The organism is Enterobacter cloacae complex sp. HYC003_NIDB (genome assembly GCF_056673375.1).
The window spans coordinates 2191196-2210247 of sequence record NZ_CP114220.1; the positions used below are offsets into that span (position 1 = coordinate 2191196).

21 protein-coding genes and 1 other annotated feature are annotated in these 19052 nt (G+C 56.0%); of the genes, 6 read left to right on the forward strand and 15 right to left on the reverse strand.

The features are described 5' to 3' along the window. Nucleotides 1-96 precede the first annotated feature (96 nt). Complete coding sequence (gene tonB, locus O1722_RS10285; RefSeq protein WP_017384230.1) at nucleotides 97-825, forward strand: TonB system transport protein TonB; 729 nt, start codon at nucleotides 97-99, stop codon at nucleotides 823-825. 38 nt (nucleotides 826-863) lie between these two features. Here the strand turns inward: tonB and yciA are convergent, their stop codons facing one another. The 5 genes from yciA to O1722_RS10310 form a co-directional block, all read right to left on the reverse strand. Then, complete coding sequence (gene yciA / locus O1722_RS10290) at nucleotides 864-1259, reverse strand: acyl-CoA thioester hydrolase YciA (RefSeq protein ID WP_003856759.1); 396 nt, start codon at nucleotides 1257-1259, stop codon at nucleotides 864-866. A gap of 97 nt (nucleotides 1260-1356) precedes the next feature. Continuing rightward, nucleotides 1357-3543: a TonB-dependent siderophore receptor gene (locus O1722_RS10295; protein ID WP_032671613.1), complete on the reverse strand. Its 2187-nt coding sequence runs from the start codon at nucleotides 3541-3543 to the stop codon at nucleotides 1357-1359. Between the two features lie 179 nt (nucleotides 3544-3722). After that, nucleotides 3723-4262, reverse strand: a complete 540-nt coding sequence (locus O1722_RS10300) for a septation protein A (protein WP_003856762.1) — start codon at nucleotides 4260-4262, stop codon at nucleotides 3723-3725. 13 nt (nucleotides 4263-4275) lie between these two features. Then, the gene (locus O1722_RS10305; RefSeq protein WP_015570376.1) at nucleotides 4276-5019 is read right to left on the reverse strand and encodes a YciC family protein; all 744 of its coding nucleotides are present in this window, start codon (nucleotides 5017-5019) and stop codon (nucleotides 4276-4278) included. A gap of 25 nt (nucleotides 5020-5044) precedes the next feature. Continuing rightward, entirely contained in the window at nucleotides 5045-5449 is a 405-nt protein-coding gene (locus O1722_RS10310; RefSeq protein WP_023296724.1) for a YkgJ family cysteine cluster protein, read from the reverse strand. 282 nt (nucleotides 5450-5731) lie between these two features. Here O1722_RS10310 and ompW point away from each other — a divergent pair, with 282 nt between their 5' ends. Together ompW and ymcF are read left to right on the forward strand one after the other, a co-directional pair. Beyond that, complete coding sequence (gene ompW / locus O1722_RS10315; protein ID WP_023303840.1) at nucleotides 5732-6364, forward strand: outer membrane protein OmpW; 633 nt, start codon at nucleotides 5732-5734, stop codon at nucleotides 6362-6364. Between the two features lie 29 nt (nucleotides 6365-6393). Further along, complete coding sequence (gene ymcF, locus O1722_RS10320) at nucleotides 6394-6615, forward strand: cold shock small protein YmcF (RefSeq protein ID WP_463682615.1); 222 nt, start codon at nucleotides 6394-6396, stop codon at nucleotides 6613-6615. A 35-nt stretch (nucleotides 6616-6650) separates the two neighbouring features. On the opposite strand, the gene yedF is transcribed toward ymcF, so the two are convergent. The 8 genes from yedF to trpL all read right to left on the reverse strand — a co-directional run bounded on the left by yedF (nucleotide 6651) and on the right by trpL (nucleotide 14938). Continuing rightward, nucleotides 6651-6884 carry a sulfurtransferase-like selenium metabolism protein YedF gene (yedF, locus tag O1722_RS10325; RefSeq protein ID WP_003856774.1) on the reverse strand — a complete coding sequence of 78 codons (234 nt, stop codon included), beginning with the start codon at nucleotides 6882-6884 and terminating at the stop codon, nucleotides 6651-6653. Next, nucleotides 6881-8092, reverse strand: coding sequence for a selenium metabolism membrane protein YedE/FdhT (yedE, locus tag O1722_RS10330; protein WP_017384226.1), 1212 nt, complete (start codon nucleotides 8090-8092; stop codon nucleotides 6881-6883). The genes yedF and yedE overlap by 4 nt, the downstream gene beginning before the upstream one ends. A 174-nt stretch (nucleotides 8093-8266) precedes the next feature. Then, on the reverse strand, nucleotides 8267-9076 hold the full coding sequence (gene trpA / locus O1722_RS10335) for a tryptophan synthase subunit alpha (protein WP_015570379.1): 810 nt from the start codon (nucleotides 9074-9076) through the stop codon (nucleotides 8267-8269). Next, nucleotides 9076-10269, reverse strand: coding sequence for a tryptophan synthase subunit beta (gene trpB / locus O1722_RS10340; RefSeq protein WP_003856780.1), 1194 nt, complete (start codon nucleotides 10267-10269; stop codon nucleotides 9076-9078). The genes trpA and trpB overlap by 1 nt, the downstream gene beginning before the upstream one ends. A gap of 10 nt (nucleotides 10270-10279) precedes the next feature. Then, complete coding sequence (gene trpCF, locus O1722_RS10345) at nucleotides 10280-11638, reverse strand: bifunctional indole-3-glycerol-phosphate synthase TrpC/phosphoribosylanthranilate isomerase TrpF (protein WP_033486853.1); 1359 nt, start codon at nucleotides 11636-11638, stop codon at nucleotides 10280-10282. Nucleotides 11639-11641: 3 nt separating this feature from the next. After that, nucleotides 11642-13237: a bifunctional anthranilate synthase glutamate amidotransferase component TrpG/anthranilate phosphoribosyltransferase TrpD gene (trpD, locus tag O1722_RS10350; protein WP_033486854.1), complete on the reverse strand. Its 1596-nt coding sequence runs from the start codon at nucleotides 13235-13237 to the stop codon at nucleotides 11642-11644. Then, nucleotides 13237-14799 carry an anthranilate synthase component 1 gene (locus O1722_RS10355; RefSeq protein ID WP_033486856.1) on the reverse strand — a complete coding sequence of 521 codons (1563 nt, stop codon included), beginning with the start codon at nucleotides 14797-14799 and terminating at the stop codon, nucleotides 13237-13239. Before O1722_RS10355 ends, trpD begins: the two co-directional genes overlap by 1 nt. A 23-nt stretch (nucleotides 14800-14822) precedes the next feature. After that, nucleotides 14823-14917: a sequence feature (Trp leader region), on the reverse strand. Beyond that, nucleotides 14894-14938 carry a trp operon leader peptide gene (trpL, locus tag O1722_RS10360; RefSeq protein WP_071524153.1) on the reverse strand — a complete coding sequence of 15 codons (45 nt, stop codon included), beginning with the start codon at nucleotides 14936-14938 and terminating at the stop codon, nucleotides 14894-14896. (Overlaps the previous feature by 24 nt.) Nucleotides 14939-15065: 127 nt before the next feature. Here trpL and rnm point away from each other — a divergent pair, with 127 nt between their 5' ends. The 3 genes from rnm to rluB all read left to right on the forward strand — a co-directional run bounded on the left by rnm (nucleotide 15066) and on the right by rluB (nucleotide 17549). Further along, nucleotides 15066-15959 carry an RNase RNM gene (rnm, locus tag O1722_RS10365; protein WP_023296717.1) on the forward strand — a complete coding sequence of 298 codons (894 nt, stop codon included), beginning with the start codon at nucleotides 15066-15068 and terminating at the stop codon, nucleotides 15957-15959. Then, entirely contained in the window at nucleotides 15956-16576 is a 621-nt protein-coding gene (locus O1722_RS10370; protein ID WP_003856793.1) for an L-threonylcarbamoyladenylate synthase, read from the forward strand. Before rnm ends, O1722_RS10370 begins: the two co-directional genes overlap by 4 nt. 97 nt (nucleotides 16577-16673) lie before the next feature. Next, complete coding sequence (rluB, locus tag O1722_RS10375; protein WP_003856794.1) at nucleotides 16674-17549, forward strand: 23S rRNA pseudouridine(2605) synthase RluB; 876 nt, start codon at nucleotides 16674-16676, stop codon at nucleotides 17547-17549. A gap of 34 nt (nucleotides 17550-17583) precedes the next feature. Here rluB and cobO read toward each other — a convergent pair whose 3' ends face one another. Continuing rightward, nucleotides 17584-18174, reverse strand: a complete 591-nt coding sequence (gene cobO / locus O1722_RS10380) for a cob(I)yrinic acid a,c-diamide adenosyltransferase (RefSeq protein ID WP_015570385.1) — start codon at nucleotides 18172-18174, stop codon at nucleotides 17584-17586. Beyond that, on the reverse strand, nucleotides 18171-18932 hold the full coding sequence (locus O1722_RS10385; protein ID WP_017384219.1) for a YciK family oxidoreductase: 762 nt from the start codon (nucleotides 18930-18932) through the stop codon (nucleotides 18171-18173). Before O1722_RS10385 ends, cobO begins: the two co-directional genes overlap by 4 nt. Nucleotides 18933-19052: the final 120 nt, after the last annotated feature.

The window sequence follows — 19052 nt, forward strand, 5'->3', positions numbered from 1 at the left end:
TTAAATTGCGCCAGGACAAAGTGTCTTATTGAATATGATTGCTATTTGCATTTAAAATCGAGGTTCGGTTTTTTAACGTTGATGATTATGACTTCGATGACCCTTGATTTACCTCGCCGCTTTCCATGGCCGACGCTGCTTTCCGTCGTTATTCACGGTGCTGTCGTGGCGGGTCTGCTCTATACCTCGGTTCATCAGGTTATTGAAATGCCGGCGCCAGCGCAGCCAATTTCTGTGACCATGGTATCGCCTGCGGATCTTGAGCCGCCGCAGGTTGCGCCGCCGCCGCCACAGCCCGTTGTTGAACCCGAGCCGGAGCCAGAGCCCGAGCCGGTTCCTGAACCGCCGAAAGAAGCACCGGTAGTGATCCATAAGCCGGAGCCGAAACCTAAGCCGAAGCCAAAACCCAAGCCGGTCAAAAAGGTGGAAGAGCGTCCGAAACGCGAAGTGCGTCCGGTTGAGCCACGCGCCACGCAGCCGGTTGAAAATGCCGCCCCGTCACGTCCGCTGATGAATAACACCACGACCGCGACAAAACCGACGGTAACGGCGCCCGCGGGCCCGCGCGCGCTGAGCCGTAACCAGCCGCAGTACCCGGCACGTGCTCAGGCGTTACGTATTGAAGGGCGTGTACGGGTGAAATTCGACGTTACGGCCGATGGACGTGTGGATAACGTGGAAATCCTGTCCGCACAGCCGGCGAATATGTTTGAACGCGAAGTTAAATCGGCCATGCGCAGGTGGCGCTATGAAGCCGGTAAACCCGGCAATGGGTTGATTGTGAACATTGTCTTCCGCCTGAACGGCGGGGCACAGATGGAATAAAAGAAGCCTCCGCAAGGAGGCTTTTTTTTACCTGAGGATCAGCTCCGTGGGAGCTGGCGGGGCTTACCGTCGCTATCCACCGCCACATAGATAAATAATGCCTCCGTCGCCTTATAGCGCTGACCAATCGGCTCAGAAGAGACTTTTTTCACCCATACTTCAATGTTGATGGAGACAGACGTATTGCCGCGTTTTACGCAGCGTGCGTAACAGCACACCACGTCCCCCACCGCGACAGGGCGCAGGAAGGTCATGCCATCGACCCGGACTGTCACCACGCGCCCGTGTGCAATCTCTTTTGCCAGGATTGCACCGCCCATATCCATCTGCGACATCAACCAGCCACCAAAAATATCGCCATTGGCATTCGTATCCGCAGGCATTGCCAGTGTGCGTAAAACCAGTTCGCCCTGTGGGGCGTCATTTGTTGTCATTGTTTTAAACTCGTAACTGAAGACTTCAGGCGGGATGCTACTATGATTTCTGGCTGGAGAGAATAGGGTTAGCGCCCGCAGAGCAGGCGCCAGAGGGTCAGAAGGACAGGGTCACGCCGGCGTAATACGCACGGCCTGGTTCGTTATAGGTCGATGCACCGTCATTTTCTCGATAAATCTGCTTATCAAAGAGGTTGCTGATCCCGGCATTCAGTCGGAGATCTTTTGTCAGTTGATAGTTACTACCGATCCCAACGATGGAATAGGCGCCAATCTCTTTATCTGACATCGCATTCTGCTCTTTGCGGATTTCAGCATTTTCTCTTGGCTTCTGGCGGCCATACATCGTCCAGCTAAGGTTCGCTGAAAGTTTGCTGTTAACCTGCCAGTCGAGCATCGTGTTGACGGTATATTTTGGGATAATCGACAGAGGGTTGCCGGTGTCCTTACTTTCAGACTGAATCATATACGTCGCATTGGTGCGCCAGGTTAGCGTGTCGCGGATAACCGGGACGGTGAGGTTGCCTTCCAGCCCCTCAACAACAGCCTTTCCTCCGTTCTGCCACTGAAGGATATTTGCGCCGCTGCTTGTCTGGCCCAGCACGTCCGTTCCCGAAACAATCTTGTTTTTGTAATCGTTGCGGAACCAGGTTATGCCAGCCTCGTAGCCTTCCAGCGCAAAGGCCAGGCCAATCTCTTTGTTCACGCTGATTTCAGGATCCAGATCCGGGTTACCTAACAGGTAACAGCTTCCTTCGGAAACGTTATTCGGGCAGCCATTGCCGCGCGTGGAAAGCAGATAGCCTTCGCTGGATTGATACAGGTTTGGCGCTTTAAATACCCGAGCGATACCCGCTTTAACCTTGAACATGTCACCCAAATCCTGAGAGAGGTTCAGGCTAGGACTCCAGTTGCTGCCAAACTGATTGTGATAATCAAAGCGGAGCCCTGGGATCAGGTTGGTGCCCTGGCGCGCTTCAATATTGTCCTCAAGATAGATGCCAGTGAGGTCAGCGCTGTTTTTGCTGTTGCGCTCAGAAGCCGTACCGGGAACGCCGTTAATCACTTCTCCCGACACATTTGTCGCCTGCATTGAGGCCGGATCGTTCAGTTCATCACGGTTCCATTCTGCACCCACGGTTAGCGTCTGTTCGACCAGCCAGAAGAAAGGCATGTTCAGTTCACCCGTTGAACGGTATGACTCCAGCCGGCTGGTATCGTATTTATCGCTATTGATCATCCCCTCAACTTTGCCCGTAGAGCCTTCTTCCAGGCGGGTGTTGTTGGTCTTTTCATAATAAACACCGAACTTTGACTGACCCCAGTCCCAGATGCCGTTGTGCGTAATGCCATAAGACTGGCGGTACATTCGGTTCGTTTCGTGTCCATACAGGGACGACACCAGACCGTCAGGGCTGACGTTGCTGTTGCTGTATTGAGTATCACCCGCGTAGATATTGCCCTGGCGGCTGTAGCTGTAGTCGAAATCGATAATCTGCTGTGGCGTGAGTTTCCAGGAGAGCAGGGCATTAATGTCCTTGTTGCGCACGCCTTCACGTCCGGCGGCGTAAGAGCCGTTTTGCGCGGTGTTGATGTCCTGAGCATCTGCGTCAGTTTTGTTGATATTCCCGTACAGACGCATCGTTAACGCATCGCCCGCAAGGGGGCCGCTCAGATCAAAATTAGCGCGTTTCGTCGCTCCCTCTTTATCATTTTCAGGCTGGTTAGTGTACAGGGAGAGCGAGCCGTGCCAGTCGTTGGTCGGGCGTTTGGTAATGATGTTGACGACGCCGCCGGCCGCCCCCGAACCATAGCGGGCGGCAGCAGGTCCCCGGAGCACTTCAATGCGCTCAACCATCTCTGGCGGAACCCAGTTGGTATCCCCGCGGGTGTCGCGCTCCCCGCGCCAGCTGTAGCGCACCGAGTTACGTGACGTCACCGGCACACCGTCAATCAGAATCAGCGTGTTCTCCGGCCCCATACCGCGGATGTCGATCTGGCGGTTGTTACCGCGGCTGCCTGTCGCGCTGTTTCCGGTGAGGTTAACCCCGGGCATTTTGCGAATAATTTCTGAAAGATCGTTAACCGGTGGATCCTTTTCTATGTCCTTTGCCGTGATGATGGAAACCCCCGGCTGTTGCTTCAGCGCCTCTTCAGCGGTGGCCTGAACAACCATTGTTTCACCATCGGCGAGAGGATCTTCCGCTGCGTGTGCGCTCTGATAAAGCGTTGAAAGAATGGCGAGCGTAAGTGTAGCCGGGGCAAATCTTATTATGTTATTCATCAACTCATTTCCATTTGTTAAAAATGCGATGACGAATATTAATGATAGTCATTCTCATTACAATAAAGTGACAGCAAACTCCATAAAATCTTCATGATTCAGACATTTTCGCAGGAAGGATGTAGAGAAAAGAGAAGGCGGAAAAGAGGCCAGACCGCGTGGCGATCTGGCCAGAAGGATCAGTGCTTGTCATCCTGCGGCATGTGGCGATAAATATAAACGCCGCTGAGCAGGGTGAAGATAAGAGTCAGCGCCGTCAGGCCAAACACCTTGAAGTTGACCCAGATATTCTGCGGCAGCCAGAATGCGATATAGATATTCGCCAGACCACACAGAATAAAAAATAGCGCCCAGGCGATATTCAGACGCCCCCACACAGCCTGTGGCAGGGTCAGTTCTTTCCCCAGCATGCGCTGGATCAGCGGCTTCTTCATCACCCACTGGCTGATGAGGAGTGCGCCCGCAAACAGGCCGTAAATCACCGTGACCTTCCATTTGATAAATTCATCATTGTGGAAGAACAACGTCAGACCTCCAAACACCGCCACCATCAGGAAGGTGATGAGCGCCATCTTTTCAACTTTGCGATAGCGAACCCAGCTGTAAATCAGCACCACAGCCGTTGCCACAATCAGCGCCAGCGTGCCGGCATAAATGTCGTACAGCTTATAAAAAGCGAAAAATACGATCAGCGGTAAAAAATCAAGAAACTGCTTCATTCTGCGATCCCAGTTACTGACGAATTAACATGTACAGGCGGAACAAATAGACCAGCAGCACGGCTGAAATCAGATTGCTCAGCGTATTGGCGACAACCGCTCCGACGTTTGGCGTTAACACCGCAAAATTCGGCGCAAACAGCAACAGCAGAGTTTTGGCCAGCAGCCAGCTGATAACGGCCGGGGCGACCAGTCGCATATTGGCCCATGCGAGCCTGATGCTGCTGCGCATGGCGGTGAAAATGCCCATTTTGTCCTGCACAACCATTACTGGCGCGAATGAAAGCACGATAGCCAGCAGCACGCCCGGAACGACAACCAACATTATCCCCATCTGGACCAGCAGCGTGGTCAGGAAGATGAGGATAAACAGTTTTGGCAGCACCGGAGCGCTGGCCCCGATTGCACGTAACGCGCTGACGCGTTGGCCGGCAGACACCAGCTGGATCATCAGCAACACGCCACCCGCCAGAATGGCGTTGCCAATCAGGCCCGAGAAGGTAGATGCCGCAGATGCGCGCAGCAAGATTTGCTGTTGCTCTGGCGTCATATTCTGCACAAGGTCAAACAACCCTGCGCTGCCTGCAAGATTTTCCCCCTGGCTCAGCGTGGCAATCTGTTCATCACTGGGTGAGAACGCATGACCCAGCACCACCGTAATAAAGGCGCACAACAACGCGATCAGTAAAAAGGTAATGAACTGATTGCGGAAAAAATTTCCCGTGTCACGGTAGACAGACTTCGCCGTGATAGACATGCACTCTCCTTGAGTATTGCAGGTGTTAATTAGCCGGCAATTGTACACCGGATAACACGCTGGTGGCAGCATCAAGGCTTGTATGGAAAAGCATATCTTTGTAAAGCGGCGGTAATCCATAGCGGGCGCGGGCGCGATTGCATGCCTCATTGACCTGCCCATCCTTTCCCGACATCGCGAAAGTGCGACACGGGCTGGGGCGATCCGCGTAAATGGAACAGCGGGTGGATACCCCAGGCTCACCTTGCAGTGCCACACAGCGGCTCTGTTTTTGGTTGGTGCCGCGCATACAGCGCAGAAAAGGGGTTAAGGGTTCAGTGAGATCAACCGGAACGGTGCCGCCGCCATCGCTGGCTTCAGCCCAGTAGAACGAGACTCGAAAATACGCACAACAGGCTCCGCACGTCATGCACGGGTTATGATCACTCATGGCACACCTGCAAAAGTAGAACGCATCAAATCACATTGTGAGAGCGATAAATTATCCAGCCGCTACAGGAAGCGCAAGAGAGGGAAAACAGAAAATTTTGTAACCATGAAATGCCAAAAATTGACGCGGTAACAACTTATTGCTTTATGAGGCGTCACCAAAAATTAACCTAGATCAATGAATGTTAACTTACTGGTTTTAATGTGATCTGTGTTAGATCACTTATTACTCATTTGTGAGTATATTCTCCTCCGCAATTAAAACCACAACGATGGAGCGGATATGAAAAAATTAGCGGTGGCAGCCCTTATCTTAAGCAGTCTCTCTGGCGGCGCGTACGCGCATGAAGCAGGCGAATTCTTTATTCGTGCCGGTTCGGCAACGGTACGTCCAACGGAAGGGTCCGATAATGTACTGGGTATGGGCGGGTTTAACGTCAGCAATAACACCCAGTTAGGCCTGACGTTTACGTATATGGCAACGGATAACGTTGGCGTCGAGCTTTTAGCCGCCACGCCATTCCGTCACCGCGTCGGTTTAGGACCGACCGGGGACATTGCCACGGTTCACCATTTGCCACCAACGCTGATGGCGCAGTGGTACTTCGGCGATTCCAGCAGCAAGGTGCGCCCTTATATTGGTGCAGGGGTTAACTACACCACCTTCTTTGATGAGAAATTTAACGATACCGGTAAAAAGGCCGGGCTCTCCGATCTCAGCCTGAAAGACTCGTGGGGTATGGCGGGGCAGGTTGGTCTGGATTATCTGATTAACCGTGACTGGCTGATCAACGCCTCGGTCTGGTATATGGACATTGATACGGACGTGCGCTTTAAAGCTGGCGGGCAGCAGCAAAGTATCAATACCCGACTGGATCCGTGGGTATTTATGTTCTCAGCAGGCTATCGTTTCTGACAGAAGATATATCCCCTGTCAGCCGGTGATTGCTGTATGGTGGTTGTTCCATACACCTGGCTGGAGGGGATATCCCCAACATCAAATTTGAGTGTCCGGTTTGTGCAGGTAAACAGTTTCAGTTCACGACGTTCAGCCCAGCACATAGCCTACCTCACGGTGCTATCTGTTCCGTTTGCGGAACACGTCTCACCATTCATTCATGCCTGCCGAAGCTCAGACGACGACGGTGGCCAAAGCCAGTAAACTAGAAAAGGCCTCTGAGAGGCCTTTTTCGATCGTGAAGTCACTTCTGAATTAAATAACGAATGGTTGGTCCGTCCTGCTGGATATCCAGCACGGTATAGCCGTGATTTTTGGCATCAAGAGGAATGTTATTGATCGACTGGGGGCAATCGCTCACCACTTCCAGAATTTCACCTTTCTTTAGCTGCGGTAGCGCTTCAAGCGTGGCGACGGCCGGGTAAGGGCAAGGTTCACCCACCATATCGAGACGATAATCAGGCACGATCTCTTTCATGCGGCATTCTCCTGAGTTTCAGTTTTGGCGGTGGCGCGTCGGAAGAAGCGCTTCTCTTGTGCAACAACCAGTAAGAAGGCGATAAGCAGCAGGGCGTAGGTCACCAGGAGCCCCCCGAGTGGACCAAAGGTATTCAGCAGGTTGACCTTGTCCCAGTTTGTTGCCAGTACCGGAGAGACGTCATCCCAGTAGTAGGCCAGAATGGTAGAGCCAATCACGTTACCCAGACCCACCCACCAGTAATGCACCTGGCCTTCCACAGCGCGATACATCCAGCCGGTTTCACACCCGCCCGCCAGCACGATGCCAAAACCAAACAGCAGCCCGCCAATGACGGCATTTGGGCCCGCCCACATGATTTTCGGTTCCACGCCGAGCTGAACGTAGCTGAAGATGCCGATCGCGCTCACGGCCATACCGGCAATGATCGCCTTCGCCATCATGCTTCGTCCGGTGATCCACATATCGCGAAACGCGGAGGTAAAGCAGATCTGCGCGCGTTCAATCAGCAGACCAAAACCGACGCCGAACAGCATGGCCAGGCCGAGTTTTGGCTGATTCATCGCCGTGCAAATCGCCCAGGCAACCATGGCAAAAAAGACCAGCATACCGAGGCGGAAGCGACGACGCGCCTGATCGGGTTTTTGCGTTAACGGAGAGGCAGCGCTAACTTTCGTCATTTTCACCGGAATGCGGAACAGCGGCAGCAGGGTGAATTTAGCACCGAAGTAGGAGCCGATGGCGGTGGCGACGGCAAAGAACCAGGCATGCAGCGAGAACTGCGGAATACCGGTAAAGAACGCGGCCAGATTACAGCCCATCGCCAGGCGGGCGCCAAACCCGGCAATGATGCCGCCGACCACGGCCTGCATAATGCGGATGCGGCTTTTCGGCATGCGCAACTTAACGTTGTTGGCCCACAGCGCGGCCGCAAAACAGCCGCCGAACATGCCAATGATCATCATCCCGTCGATGCGGGTCAGCGGTGTGCCCTCAAGATGGATCAGTTTGAAGTAGCCCCACTCTTCGGCATGGACGCCTGCCAGCTGTAATAGCTGCCCACCCCAGCGAGTAAACTCGCCCGTAACAGCCCAGAAGGTGCCGGTAATACCGAAATAATAAGTAGAGAGAATGCCTGCCGCGATAACGGCCGGAACAGGTGACCAGAACTTAACCAGGTAAGTCTGTTTGAAGGAATGCCATGACATGAATAACCTCTGAACTCAGAAGGGTAACGCTAAAAAGAGCCCAGATCATACGCTTACGCGAAAGTTTGGAAAGTCATTCACACCGAAAATATCGACAGGATCAATTTTGACCTGCTTCTTTCAGGAAGAGAGAAGGGAAAACCGCCTGACGCCGGGGCCAGACGGTGTTAACGGTTACGCCTTGCGCGTGGCCGCTTTCATGGATGTGACGAATGCGTGTAACTCAGCCAGCATCTGCTCTGGCTTATCCACGTTCTTCTCGATAATTTTCACGATAGCCGAACCGGAAATGGCTCCGGCGGCTTTCGCGTCAATCGCCGCAGTAACCTGATCCGGTGAAGAAATGCCAAAGCCCTGAAGCGGCGGTGCAGCATGGTATTCTGCCAGCTTCTCCACCAGATGATGCAGCGGCAGCGCGGCTTTGTTTTCCGCACCGGTGACGCCCGCACGGGAGAGCAGGTAGGTGTAACCTCGTCCGTAAGAGGCAATCTGGCGCAACAGATCGTCATCGGCATTCGGTGGACAGATGAAAATCGGCGCGACGTTGTGGCGCATTGCCGCCTGACGGAATGGCGCAGACTCTTCAACGGGCACGTCAGCCACCAGCACGGAGTCAACGCCCACGCGGGCGCACTCTGCGTAAAACGCATCAATACCGCGGCTGAACACCAGGTTGGCGTACATCAGCAGGCCGATCGGAATGGTCGGGTGCTTCTGACGGATCGCCGCCAGCATTTCAAAGCACTGGCTCGGCGTCACGCCCGCGGCAAACGCGCGTAGCGTTGCGTTCTGAATGGTCGGGCCATCCGCCAGCGGATCGGAGAACGGAATACCGAGCTCCAGCGCGTCGGCACCGGCATCAATCAGGGTGTCGATAATCTTCAGCGACTGCTCCGGGCCGGGGTCGCCCAGCGTCACGAAGGGAACGAAGGCGCCTTCCTGGCGAGCTTTCAGTTGTGCAAATGCGTTGTCGTAGCGTTCCATCAGATTTCCCCTCGTGCTTTCAGAATATCGTGAACGGTGAAGATATCTTTGTCACCGCGACCGGAAAGGTTTACCACCAGCAGCTGCTCTTTTTCCGGGTTTTCCTTCATCATTTTCAGCGCGTGCGCCAGCGCGTGGGAAGACTCCAGCGCCGGGATGATCCCTTCATTGCGGCACAGCGTTTTGAAGGCCTCCAGCGCTTCGTCATCGGTGATGGAGACATAATCCGCGCGGCCGGTGCTGTTCAGGAACGCGTGCTGCGGCCCTACGGACGGGAAATCCAGCCCGGCAGAGATTGAGTAAGACTCTTCAATCTGCCCTTCATCGGTCTGCATCATCGGGGCCTTCATGCCGAAGTAGATCCCCACGCGGCCATGCTTCAGCGGCGCACCATGCTCGCCCGTTTCAATACCGTGGCCGGCAGGCTCAACGCCAATCAGCCCAACGCTGGTTTCGTCGATAAAATCGGCAAACATGCCGATGGCGTTAGATCCGCCGCCAACGCAGGCGATCACCGCATCCGGCAGACGACCCTCTTTTTCGAGGATCTGCGCTTTAGTCTCTTCACCGATCATGCGCTGGAATTCACGCACGATGGTCGGGAACGGGTGCGGGCCCGCGGCGGTACCGAGCATGTAGTGGGCGGTTTCGTAGCTGCCAGACCAGTCGCGCAGCGCTTCATTACAGGCATCTTTCAGCGTGGCAGAACCGCTGTGCACCGGGATCACTTCCGCCCCCATCAGACGCATACGGAACACGTTTGGCGACTGGCGCTCAACGTCCTTCGCCCCCATGTAAATGCGGCATTTCAGGCCGAGCAGGGCGCTGGCGAGCGCTGAAGCCACACCGTGCTGTCCCGCGCCGGTTTCGGCGATGATTTCGGTTTTACCCATCCGCTTCGCGAGCAGCGCCTGGCCAAGCACCTGGTTAGTTTTATGCGCGCCACCGTGCAGCAGATCTTCACGCTTAAGATACAGCGTAGTTTTAGTGCCTTCGGTCAGGTTGCGGCACTTTGTCAGCGCCGTCGGACGACCGGCGTAGTTTTTCAGCAGGTCAGTAAACTCCGCCTGAAACGCCGGATCTTTCTGTGCGCTCACGAACGCTTCTTCCAGCTGGCGCAGCGCGGGCATCAGGATTTGTGGGACATACATCCCACCGAACTCACCAAAATACGGGTTAAGTAATGTCGTCATCTTCTCTTCCTTAATATGCACGCAGAGTTTTAAATACCGATGCCAGCTTGCTGGCGTCTTTAATGCCCGGTTGGGACTCTACGCCTGAATTGAAATCGAGGCCTGCGCAGCCGGTTTTGGCCGCTTCCACACAGTTATCGGGGCTTAATCCCCCCGCCAGCAGGACATTGTCCAGCACTTCGCCACGCAGCAGTGACCAGTCAAAACGCTGCCCCGTGCCGCCCTGGCCGTTGTCGAGCACGTATTTATCAACATGCTTCAGGTTACGCGCGGGCAGGGTGGCGCCAACGCTTTGCGCTTTCCAGATCTGAACCTGAGGCGCCAGAACATGTCGCAGAGCATCGATGTACGCCTGATCTTCATCGCCGTGCAGCTGGACCGCGCTCAGGGATAACGCGTCCGCTTTTGCCGCAACGTCGTTAATATCCGCATTGCGGAACACGCCCACGTAGCTCAGAGGCGCAGCCGCCACCACCTTGCGCGCCTGTTCCTCATTAACGGCGCGAGGAGAGGACTCAACAAAGATCAGACCACCATAGATTGCGCCCGCTTCATATGCGGCCTGCGCATCCTGTTCACGGGTCAGGCCGCAGACTTTGTTCTCACCCAACAGCACGCGGCGCACGGCCGCATTAAGATCGTCGTGTTCCATCATCGCGGAGCCGATCAGGAAACCGTTGGCAAAGTGGCTGAGTTCGCGCACCTGAGCGTAGCTGTTAATCCCGGATTCGCTGATCACCGTGACGCCCGCGCCCAGACGCGGCGCAAGCTGGCGCGTACGGTTGAGGTCAATCGACAGGTCGCGCAGGTCGCGGTTGTTAATGCCGACCACTTTGGCTTCCAGCGCGATGGCGCGCTCCAGCTCCTCTTCGTTGCTCACTTCGGTCAGCACGCCCATATTCAGGCTGTGCGCGACGGCGGAGAGCTGGCGATACTGCTCGTCATCCAGAACGGAGAGCATCAGCAGGCAGGCATCTGCCTGGTAAAAGCGCGCCAGCCAGATCTGATACGGGTCGATAATAAAGTCTTTGCACAGAATAGGCTGCGGCGCGATGCCGCTGACAACGGGCAGAAAATCGAAGCTGCCCTGGAAATATTTCTCATCCGTCAGCACAGAAATGGCAGACGCATGATGCTTGTAGATACCGGCAATACGCGCCGGGTCGAAATCGTCGCGGATCACGCCTTTGGACGGAGACGCTTTTTTACACTCCAGAATAAACGCGGTACGCGCGCCCTGGAGCGCATCATAAAAACGACGGCTGCTCGGAACGACGTCGTTCTGAAAACTGGCGAGCGGCTGCTGTTGCTTACGGGCTTCCACCCAGATGGCCTTATCGGCGACGATTTTCGCTAAAACGGTCTGCATTATTTACCCTCTTGCCGCAAGTGCGGTAACGCGATCGTAAGCTGCACCGGAGCGCAGTACGTCCAGAACTTTTTGGGCGTTGGCTTTCAGATCTTCCTCGCCATGTAAACGCATCAGCATGGCTACGTTGGCCGCCACGGCGGCCTCATGGGCGGCCTCACCTTTACCTTGTAATAAGCGCGTGAGAATGTCACGGTTTTCTTCCGGCGTGCCGCCCGCCAGGGCGTCCTGATGGTACGGGGTCAACCCGAAGTCAGCGGCCTCAAGCTGATAGTTCAGCACTTCGCCGTTATTCAGTTCCGCCACCAGCGTGGGCGCATGCAGGGAAACTTCATCCATCCCGCCGCTGTGTACCACGGCGGCGCGTTGGTAACCGAGGACGCGCAGCGTCTCCGCAATCGGCAGGACCAGTTCCGGGCTGTAAACGCCAATCAGCGCCAGCGGCGGGTGCGCCGGGTTAATGAGTGGACCGAGCACGTTAAACAGCGTGCGGGTTTTGAGCTGCTGGCGAACCGGCATCGCGTGGCGGAAACCGGTGTGATACTTCGGCGCAAACAGGAAACAGACGCCCAGGTCATCCAGCGCTTCACGGGAACGCTCGGCGTTCATGTCCAGGTTGATACCGAAAGCCGCCAGCAGGTCGGACGATCCTGAACGGCTGGACACGCTGCGGTTGCCGTGTTTCGCCACCTTCAGACCGCATGCCGCGGCCACAAAGGCGCTGGCGGTGGAAATATTGATACTGTTACTGCCGTCGCCACCGGTCCCGACAATATCGGCAAACGGATAGTCCGGGCGCGGGAACGGGGCGGCATTTTCCAGCAGCGCGGTTGCCGCGCCGGCGATCTCCTGCGGGCTTTCGCCACGTACCTTCATGCTCACCAGCGCAGCGGCCAGCTGCTCAGGCTTCAGCTCGCCGCGCACGACGGCGGAGAACAGCTGATGGCTCTCCTGCTGGCTCAGGGTCTGAGCCTGATACAGTTTTTCCAGGATCGGTTGCAGGGTGTTGGTCTGCTCCAGCTTTTGTAGCGCCCAGTCGAGCGTTTGCTCCAGCAGAAGCGCGCCGTTGGACGTCAGGATAGATTCCGGGTGGAACTGCATCCCGCAGACGCGATCCGCATCGTGACGCACCGCCATCACCATCCCTTCAAACGAGGCGTTAATGGTCAGCCCGGCCGGAATGTTGCTGCCGACCAGCGAGTGGTAACGCGCTACCGGAAGCGGGTTCGGCAGACCGGCAAACATCGCCTGACCGTCATGTTCAATACTTGACGCTTTACCATGGAGGATCTCCCCCGCCTGACCCACGTAACCGCCGTAGGCTTCGACAATCGCCTGGTGGCCGAGGCAGATGCCGATAATCGGCAGCTTGCCGCGCATACGGGTCAACAGCTCAGGCATACAGCCTGCTTCGCTCGGTGCGCCTGGGCCCGGGGAGAGCATCAGCACCGGGTTTTGCATGGTCGCCAGACGGTCAATTAGCGTCTGGGCCGGAACGTGGTTGCGATAGATAACGACATTGTGACCATTCGCACGCAGCTGATCTGCCAGGTTGTAGGTAAAGGAGTCGATATTATCGAGCAGCAGAATGTCAGCCATCAGAAAATCTCCTGTGCATGGTGTGCGGTAGCAATGGCGCGCAGTACCGCGCGCGCCTTACTGCGGGTTTCGTCGGCTTCCGACTGCGGAACAGAATCCAGCACAATCCCGGCCCCGGCCTGGACGGTGGCAATGCCGTCCTCAACGTAGGCGGAGCGGATCACGATGCAGGTATCAAGGTCACCGTGAGCGGTGAAATAGCCCACGGCACCACCGTAGGTGCCGCGACGGCGTCCTTCCGCTTCGGCGATCAGCTGCATGGCGCGGACTTTCGGCGCGCCGCTCAGGGTGCCCATGTTCATGCAGGCGCGGTAGGCATGCAGAACGTCGAGGTCGTGGCGCAGTTCACCCACCACGCGGGATACCAGGTGCATGACGAAGGAGTAGCGGTCGACTTTGGTCAGGTCCGCCACGTAGCGGCTGCCTGGGGTGCAAATACGTGCCAGATCGTTACGCGCCAGGTCAACCAGCATCAGGTGTTCGGAGAGCTCTTTATGGTCGGTACGCATTTCAAGTTCGATGCGGCTGTCGAGATCGCGGTCCAGGGAGCCATCGGCACGACGGCCGCGTGGACGGGTTCCCGCTATCGGGTAGATCTCAATCTGGCGGCTGGTGGCGTCGTACTTGAGGGAGCTTTCCGGCGACGCGCCAAACAGGGTGAAATCATTGTCCTGCATAAAGAACATGTACGGGCTTGGGTTGCTCTTTTTCAGCACATCGTAAGCCGCCAGCGGCGACGGGCAGGGCAGTGTGAAGCGACGGGACGGCACTACCTGGAAAATCTCCCCGGCACGAATCGCTTTTTGCATCTGACGTACCACCGCGCCGTACTGATCGTCGGTCTGACTCACCTCGCAGGTCATCTTTTCAACACGCTGCACCGGGAGCGCGGGCGGTGCTTCTGACATCTGCTGTTGCAGTTGGGCGATGCGCTGCGCGAGGCGATTTTTCTCAGACTCAGACGGAGTGAAAAGGCTGGCCTGGATGCGGGTATATTTTTTCTGATGGTCGATCACCAGCAGGGTTTCGGCCAGGTAGAAACAGTAGTCCGGGCAGCGGTTTCCCTGCTCGGTTTCCGGTAAATCTTCAAAGCCAGCAACCAGGTCGTAAGCAAACAGCCCGCCAAAAAACATTGCTTCGCGCTCAACTTCCGGCACGGCCACCAGATTTTGCAGCAGGCGAAAGGCGTCAAAAACGGAGAGCGAGCAGAGGCGGGCATCCTCATCCAGCAGCTGGCTCACCGGCGGGAAATGCAGAATACGCAGGTCCGGGTGGCGTTCATTTTCAATGCCTGAAGGCAGCGCCGCATCCAGCAGCGGCAGGAGCGACGCGCCATTGTCAGACAACGCCCTGATAGTGACGGTGTCACCTAACGCGGTAATGCGCAGCGCGCTGTCAACCAGCAGCAGGCTTTTGAGGTCGTCCTTACTGTCGATATCAGCTGACTCCAGCAGCAGCGTCGCGGGACGTGCGCCGCACACCTGATGAAACAGCGCGGTAGGGTTATGGCGATAGGCCGCCTCGCAGGTCAGCAGTTCGAGGTGGGGTTTGGCTGTTTGCATGTTGTTGTTCTCATATTCTGTTCAAAAAAAAGCCCGCTTGGGAGCGGGCCGGGTATCTGTTTGCTTATCGCAGACGTGTGACACTGCCCGAAGATCAGGAAGTACGCCACCAACCGTGCAGAGCGAAATGTGCTGTCATTTTCAGATACCTTTCTCGTGTGAACTTGCGTACTAGTTAACTAGTTCGATGGCGTGTTGTCAACCCCTGATTTCAGTATTTCACGGTTAGTCGGTATCATAGGGGCTTCGGATGTCTCCAACCTGTTATGGGAAGTGCTTTGAGCGATACCACCTACGCCGTAATTTATGATTTACATAGCCATACGCAGGCTTCAGATGGCCTGCTGACACCCGAAGCTTTGGTCCATCGCGCCGTTGAAATGCGTGTCGGCACGCTGGCAATAACCGATCACGATACCACTGACGGCATTCCTGCCGCGCGCGCCGAGATTGCCCGCAGCGGACTGGCGCTGGATCTGGTGGCCGGGGTTGAGATCTCGACGGTCTGGGAAAACCACGAAATTCATATCGTTGGCCTGAATATCGATACAGAACATCCGGCCATGCGTGCTTTTTTGCAAGAACAAAAAACACGCCGCAATCAACGCGCGGAGATGATTGGCGAACGTCTGGAAAAAGCGCATATTCCCGGTGCGCTGGAAGGCGCGCGAACGCTGGCGAACGGTGGGGCGGTGACGCGTGGCCATTTCGCCCGTTTTCTGGTGGATGCCGGTAAGGCGACGACCATGGCGAATGTCTTTAAAAAGTATCTGGCGCGCGGGAAAACCGGATACGTTCCCCCACAGTGGTGTACAATAAAACAAGCTATTGATGTGATTCATCATTCTGGCGGTAAGGCCGTGCTGGCCCATCCGGGGCGGTATAATCTTTCTGCTAAATGGCTGAAAAGACTGCTGGCACACTTTGCCGACTGCGGCGGTGAGGCGATGGAAGTTGCCCAGTGTCAGCAGGCACCCAATGAGCGTTCGCAGCTCGCGACCTACGCCCGTCAGTTTGGTCTGCTTGGGTCACAGGGTTCAGATTTCCATCAGCCCTGCGCGTGGATTGAATTGGGGCGCAAGCTCTGGTTACCCGCGGGCGTTGAGCCTGTCTGGCAGCTCTGGGAACAGCCACAGCAAATTGAAGAGAGGGAAGTATGAGTCAGTTTTTTTATATCCATCCGGATAACCCCCAGCCACGTCTGATTAATCAGGCCGTGGAGATCGTCCGCAAAGGCGGCGTTATTGTCTACCCAACCGATTCTGGCTACGCGCTGGGCTGTAAAATTGAGGATAAAGGGGCGATGGAGCGCATCTGTCGCATCCGCCAGCTGCCGGATGGCCACAACTTCACCCTGATGTGTCGCGATCTCTCTGAGCTGTCGACCTATGCTTATGTTGATAACGTGGCCTTTCGTCTGATTAAAAACAACACGCCGGGTAACTACACCTTCATTCTGAAGGGGACAAAAGAGGTGCCGCGTCGTCTGTTGCAGGAAAAACGTAAAACCATCGGCATGCGCGTGCCGTCGAACCCGATTGCCCAGGCGCTACTGGAAACCCTCGGGGAGCCGATGCTCTCCACATCGCTGATGCTGCCGGGCAGTGAGTTTACCGAGTCCGACCCGGAAGAGATCAAAGATCGTCTGGAGAAGGTGGTGGAGCTGATTATCCATGGCGGCTATCTTGGCCAGCAGCCGACCACCGTGGTGGATCTCACCGAAGACGCGCCAGAAGTGATTCGTGAAGGCGTGGGCGATGTTAAGCCTTTCTTGTAAGGGTGTAAGCAGATATACTACGCGGCCATCAAAGCAGGGCGCCGCCCTGTTTTTGACCTGATTCGACGCCTGTGAAGGCGACACCTGAGGAAGCTCAATGAGCGAGAAGTTACAGAAAGTGCTGGCGCGCGCCGGCCACGGTTCGCGCCGTGAAATCGAAGCCATTATTGAAGCAGGCCGCGTGAGTGTGGACGGTAAAATCGCCACGCTCGGTGACCGCGTTGAAATCGTACCGGGGCTGAAGATCCGCATTGACGGCCATCTTATTTCCGTGAAAGAGTCTGCTGAACAGATCTGCCGCGTACTGGCTTACTACAAGCCGGAAGGCGAACTGTGTACCCGCAACGACCCGGAAGGTCGCCCGACGGTGTTTGACCGTCTGCCAAAATTGCGTGGCGCCCGCTGGATTGCCGTAGGCCGTCTGGACGTGAACACCTGTGGCCTGTTGCTGTTCACCACCGATGGTGAACTGGCAAACCGTCTGATGCACCCGAGTCGTGAAGTGGAACGTGAATACGCCGTTCGTGTTTTCGGCCAGGTTGATGAGAACAAACTGCGCGACCTGTCGCGTGGTGTTCAGCTGGAGGACGGCCCTGCGGCGTTCAAAACCATCAAGTTTACCGGTGGTGAAGGCATTAACCAGTGGTACAACGTTACCCTGACAGAGGGACGTAACCGCGAGGTGCGTCGACTGTGGGAAGCGGTCGGTGTCCAGGTGAGTCGCTTGATTCGCGTCCGCTATGGCGACATTCTGCTGCCGAAAGGCCTGCCACGTGGCGGCTATACCGAACTGGATCTGACGCAAACCAACTACCTGCGCGATCTGGTTGGCCTGACGCCAGAAACCACGTCGAAAGTGGCGGTAGAGAAAGATCGTCGTCGCATGAAGGCGAATCAAATCCGCCGTGCGGTGAAACGTCACAGCCAGGTCAGCAGCAATCGCCGCTCTGGCAGCCGTAATAACAACGGTTAATTGAAAAGCCCGGTGAATATACCGGGCTTTTTTTTCAGTAATCAATCCCAATTTGCGCTTTGATACCCGCATCGAACGCATGCTTAACCGGACGCAGCTCGCTGACGGTATCGGCCAGCTCCAGAATGTCCCGATGACACCCGCGCCCCGTGACGATCGCCGTCTGGTGTGCAGGGCGGTTCCTGAGGGCCTCCAGCACGGCTTCCAGCGGCAGGTAGTCATACGCCACCATATAGGTGATCTCATCCAGCAACACCATGTTCAGCGACGGGTCTGAAAGCATTCTTTTGGCATGCTCCCAGACGGCGAGGCAGGCTGCGGTATCGGTTTCCCGGTTCTGGGTATCCCAGGTAAAACCGGTTGCCATTACCTGAAACTCAACGCCATGCGGCTCGAGCAGATTACGCTCGCCGTTGGGCCATTCACCCTTGATAAACTGGATCACGCCCACTTTCTGCCCATGCCCGACTGCGCGGGTGGCGGTCCCAAATGCGGCGGTGGTTTTGCCTTTGCCGTTGCCGGTGAACACGATTAGGATACCGCGCTCGTCCTGAGCGGCCGCCACGCGTGCATCAACCTGTTCTTTCAGACGCTGCTGGCGCTGCTGATGACGATCATCACTCATTGCGATATCCCCGGTTTGCGGCCTGGCTGGGCATCGAAGGTCATTCCGGTTTTGCGACGGCTGTCGTCACCCATCAGCCACAGGTAAAGGGGCATGATATCGGCCGGGGTTTTAAGCTTCTGCGGATCTTCTGTCGGGAAGGCGCTGGCGCGCATTTTGGTGCGCGTACCGCCTGGATTAATACAGTTAACCCGCAGGTGGCGGCTTTGGTACTCTTCGGCCAGCACCTGCATCATTCCTTCGGTGGCAAATTTTGAGACGGCGTAAGCCCCCCAGTTCGCACGCCCCTGACGCCCCACGCTGGAGGAGGTAAATACCAGCGAGCCGGAATCGGAGTTGAGTAATAAAGGAAGCAAGGCCTGGGTCAGGAAAAACGTCCCGTTGACGTTAACCTGCATCACCTGTTGCCAAATTTCCGGATCCTGTTCATCCATCGGGCGCACTTCGCCCAGTAACCCCGCGTTGTGCAGTACGCCGTCCAGACGCGGATAATGTGTGCTGATCCGCTGGGCAAGGGCCTGACATGACGCTGGCGTGCAGGTCAGCAGATCGAGCGTATACCAGGGCGTGGGGGTACCGCCGGCGTTTTCGATTTCACGGGCGACGGCCTTGAGCTTTTCTTCATTACGTCCCAGCAGAATAAGGCTCGCACCGTATTCAGAATAGGTCAGCGCCGCTTCGCGACCAATCCCGTCGCTGGCACCGGTAACCAGAATGATGCGGTTCTGTAGAAGGTTTTTTTGTGGCTGATAATGCACGGTGGCTCCTCAGGCGCATTGGGCGTGACTTGCACCTTTATTTATGACTTTTCGGCTTTATGCCCGAAACAGCGTCAGAATTCAATCAGTCTACAGGACAGAACGCTGGGAAATTAACAA

Bases quoted from the DNA above. Each gene is read 5' to 3' on its own strand.
- tonB (WP_017384230.1), top strand. From the start codon at position 97: ATGACCCTTGATTTACCTCGCCGCTTTCCATGGCCGACGCTGCTTTCC.
- yciA (WP_003856759.1), bottom strand. From the start codon at position 1,259: ATGACAACAAATGACGCCCCACAGGGCGAACTGGTTTTACGCACACTG.
- O1722_RS10295 (WP_032671613.1), bottom strand. From the start codon at position 3,543: ATGAATAACATAATAAGATTTGCCCCGGCTACACTTACGCTCGCCATT.
- O1722_RS10300 (WP_003856762.1), bottom strand. From the start codon at position 4,262: ATGAAGCAGTTTCTTGATTTTTTACCGCTGATCGTATTTTTCGCTTTT.
- O1722_RS10305 (WP_015570376.1), bottom strand. From the start codon at position 5,019: ATGTCTATCACGGCGAAGTCTGTCTACCGTGACACGGGAAATTTTTTC.
- O1722_RS10310 (WP_023296724.1), bottom strand. From the start codon at position 5,449: ATGAGTGATCATAACCCGTGCATGACGTGCGGAGCCTGTTGTGCGTAT.
- ompW (WP_023303840.1), top strand. From the start codon at position 5,732: ATGAAAAAATTAGCGGTGGCAGCCCTTATCTTAAGCAGTCTCTCTGGC.
- yedF (WP_003856774.1), bottom strand. From the start codon at position 6,884: ATGAAAGAGATCGTGCCTGATTATCGTCTCGATATGGTGGGTGAACCT.
- yedE (WP_017384226.1), bottom strand. From the start codon at position 8,092: ATGTCATGGCATTCCTTCAAACAGACTTACCTGGTTAAGTTCTGGTCA.
- trpA (WP_015570379.1), bottom strand. From the start codon at position 9,076: ATGGAACGCTACGACAACGCATTTGCACAACTGAAAGCTCGCCAGGAA.
- trpB (WP_003856780.1), bottom strand. From the start codon at position 10,269: ATGACGACATTACTTAACCCGTATTTTGGTGAGTTCGGTGGGATGTAT.
- trpCF (WP_033486853.1), bottom strand. From the start codon at position 11,638: ATGCAGACCGTTTTAGCGAAAATCGTCGCCGATAAGGCCATCTGGGTG.
- trpD (WP_033486854.1), bottom strand. From the start codon at position 13,237: ATGGCTGACATTCTGCTGCTCGATAATATCGACTCCTTTACCTACAAC.
- O1722_RS10355 (WP_033486856.1), bottom strand. From the start codon at position 14,799: ATGCAAACAGCCAAACCCCACCTCGAACTGCTGACCTGCGAGGCGGCC.
- rnm (WP_023296717.1), top strand. From the start codon at position 15,066: ATGGGAAGTGCTTTGAGCGATACCACCTACGCCGTAATTTATGATTTA.
- O1722_RS10370 (WP_003856793.1), top strand. From the start codon at position 15,956: ATGAGTCAGTTTTTTTATATCCATCCGGATAACCCCCAGCCACGTCTG.
- rluB (WP_003856794.1), top strand. From the start codon at position 16,674: ATGAGCGAGAAGTTACAGAAAGTGCTGGCGCGCGCCGGCCACGGTTCG.
- cobO (WP_015570385.1), bottom strand. From the start codon at position 18,174: ATGAGTGATGATCGTCATCAGCAGCGCCAGCAGCGTCTGAAAGAACAG.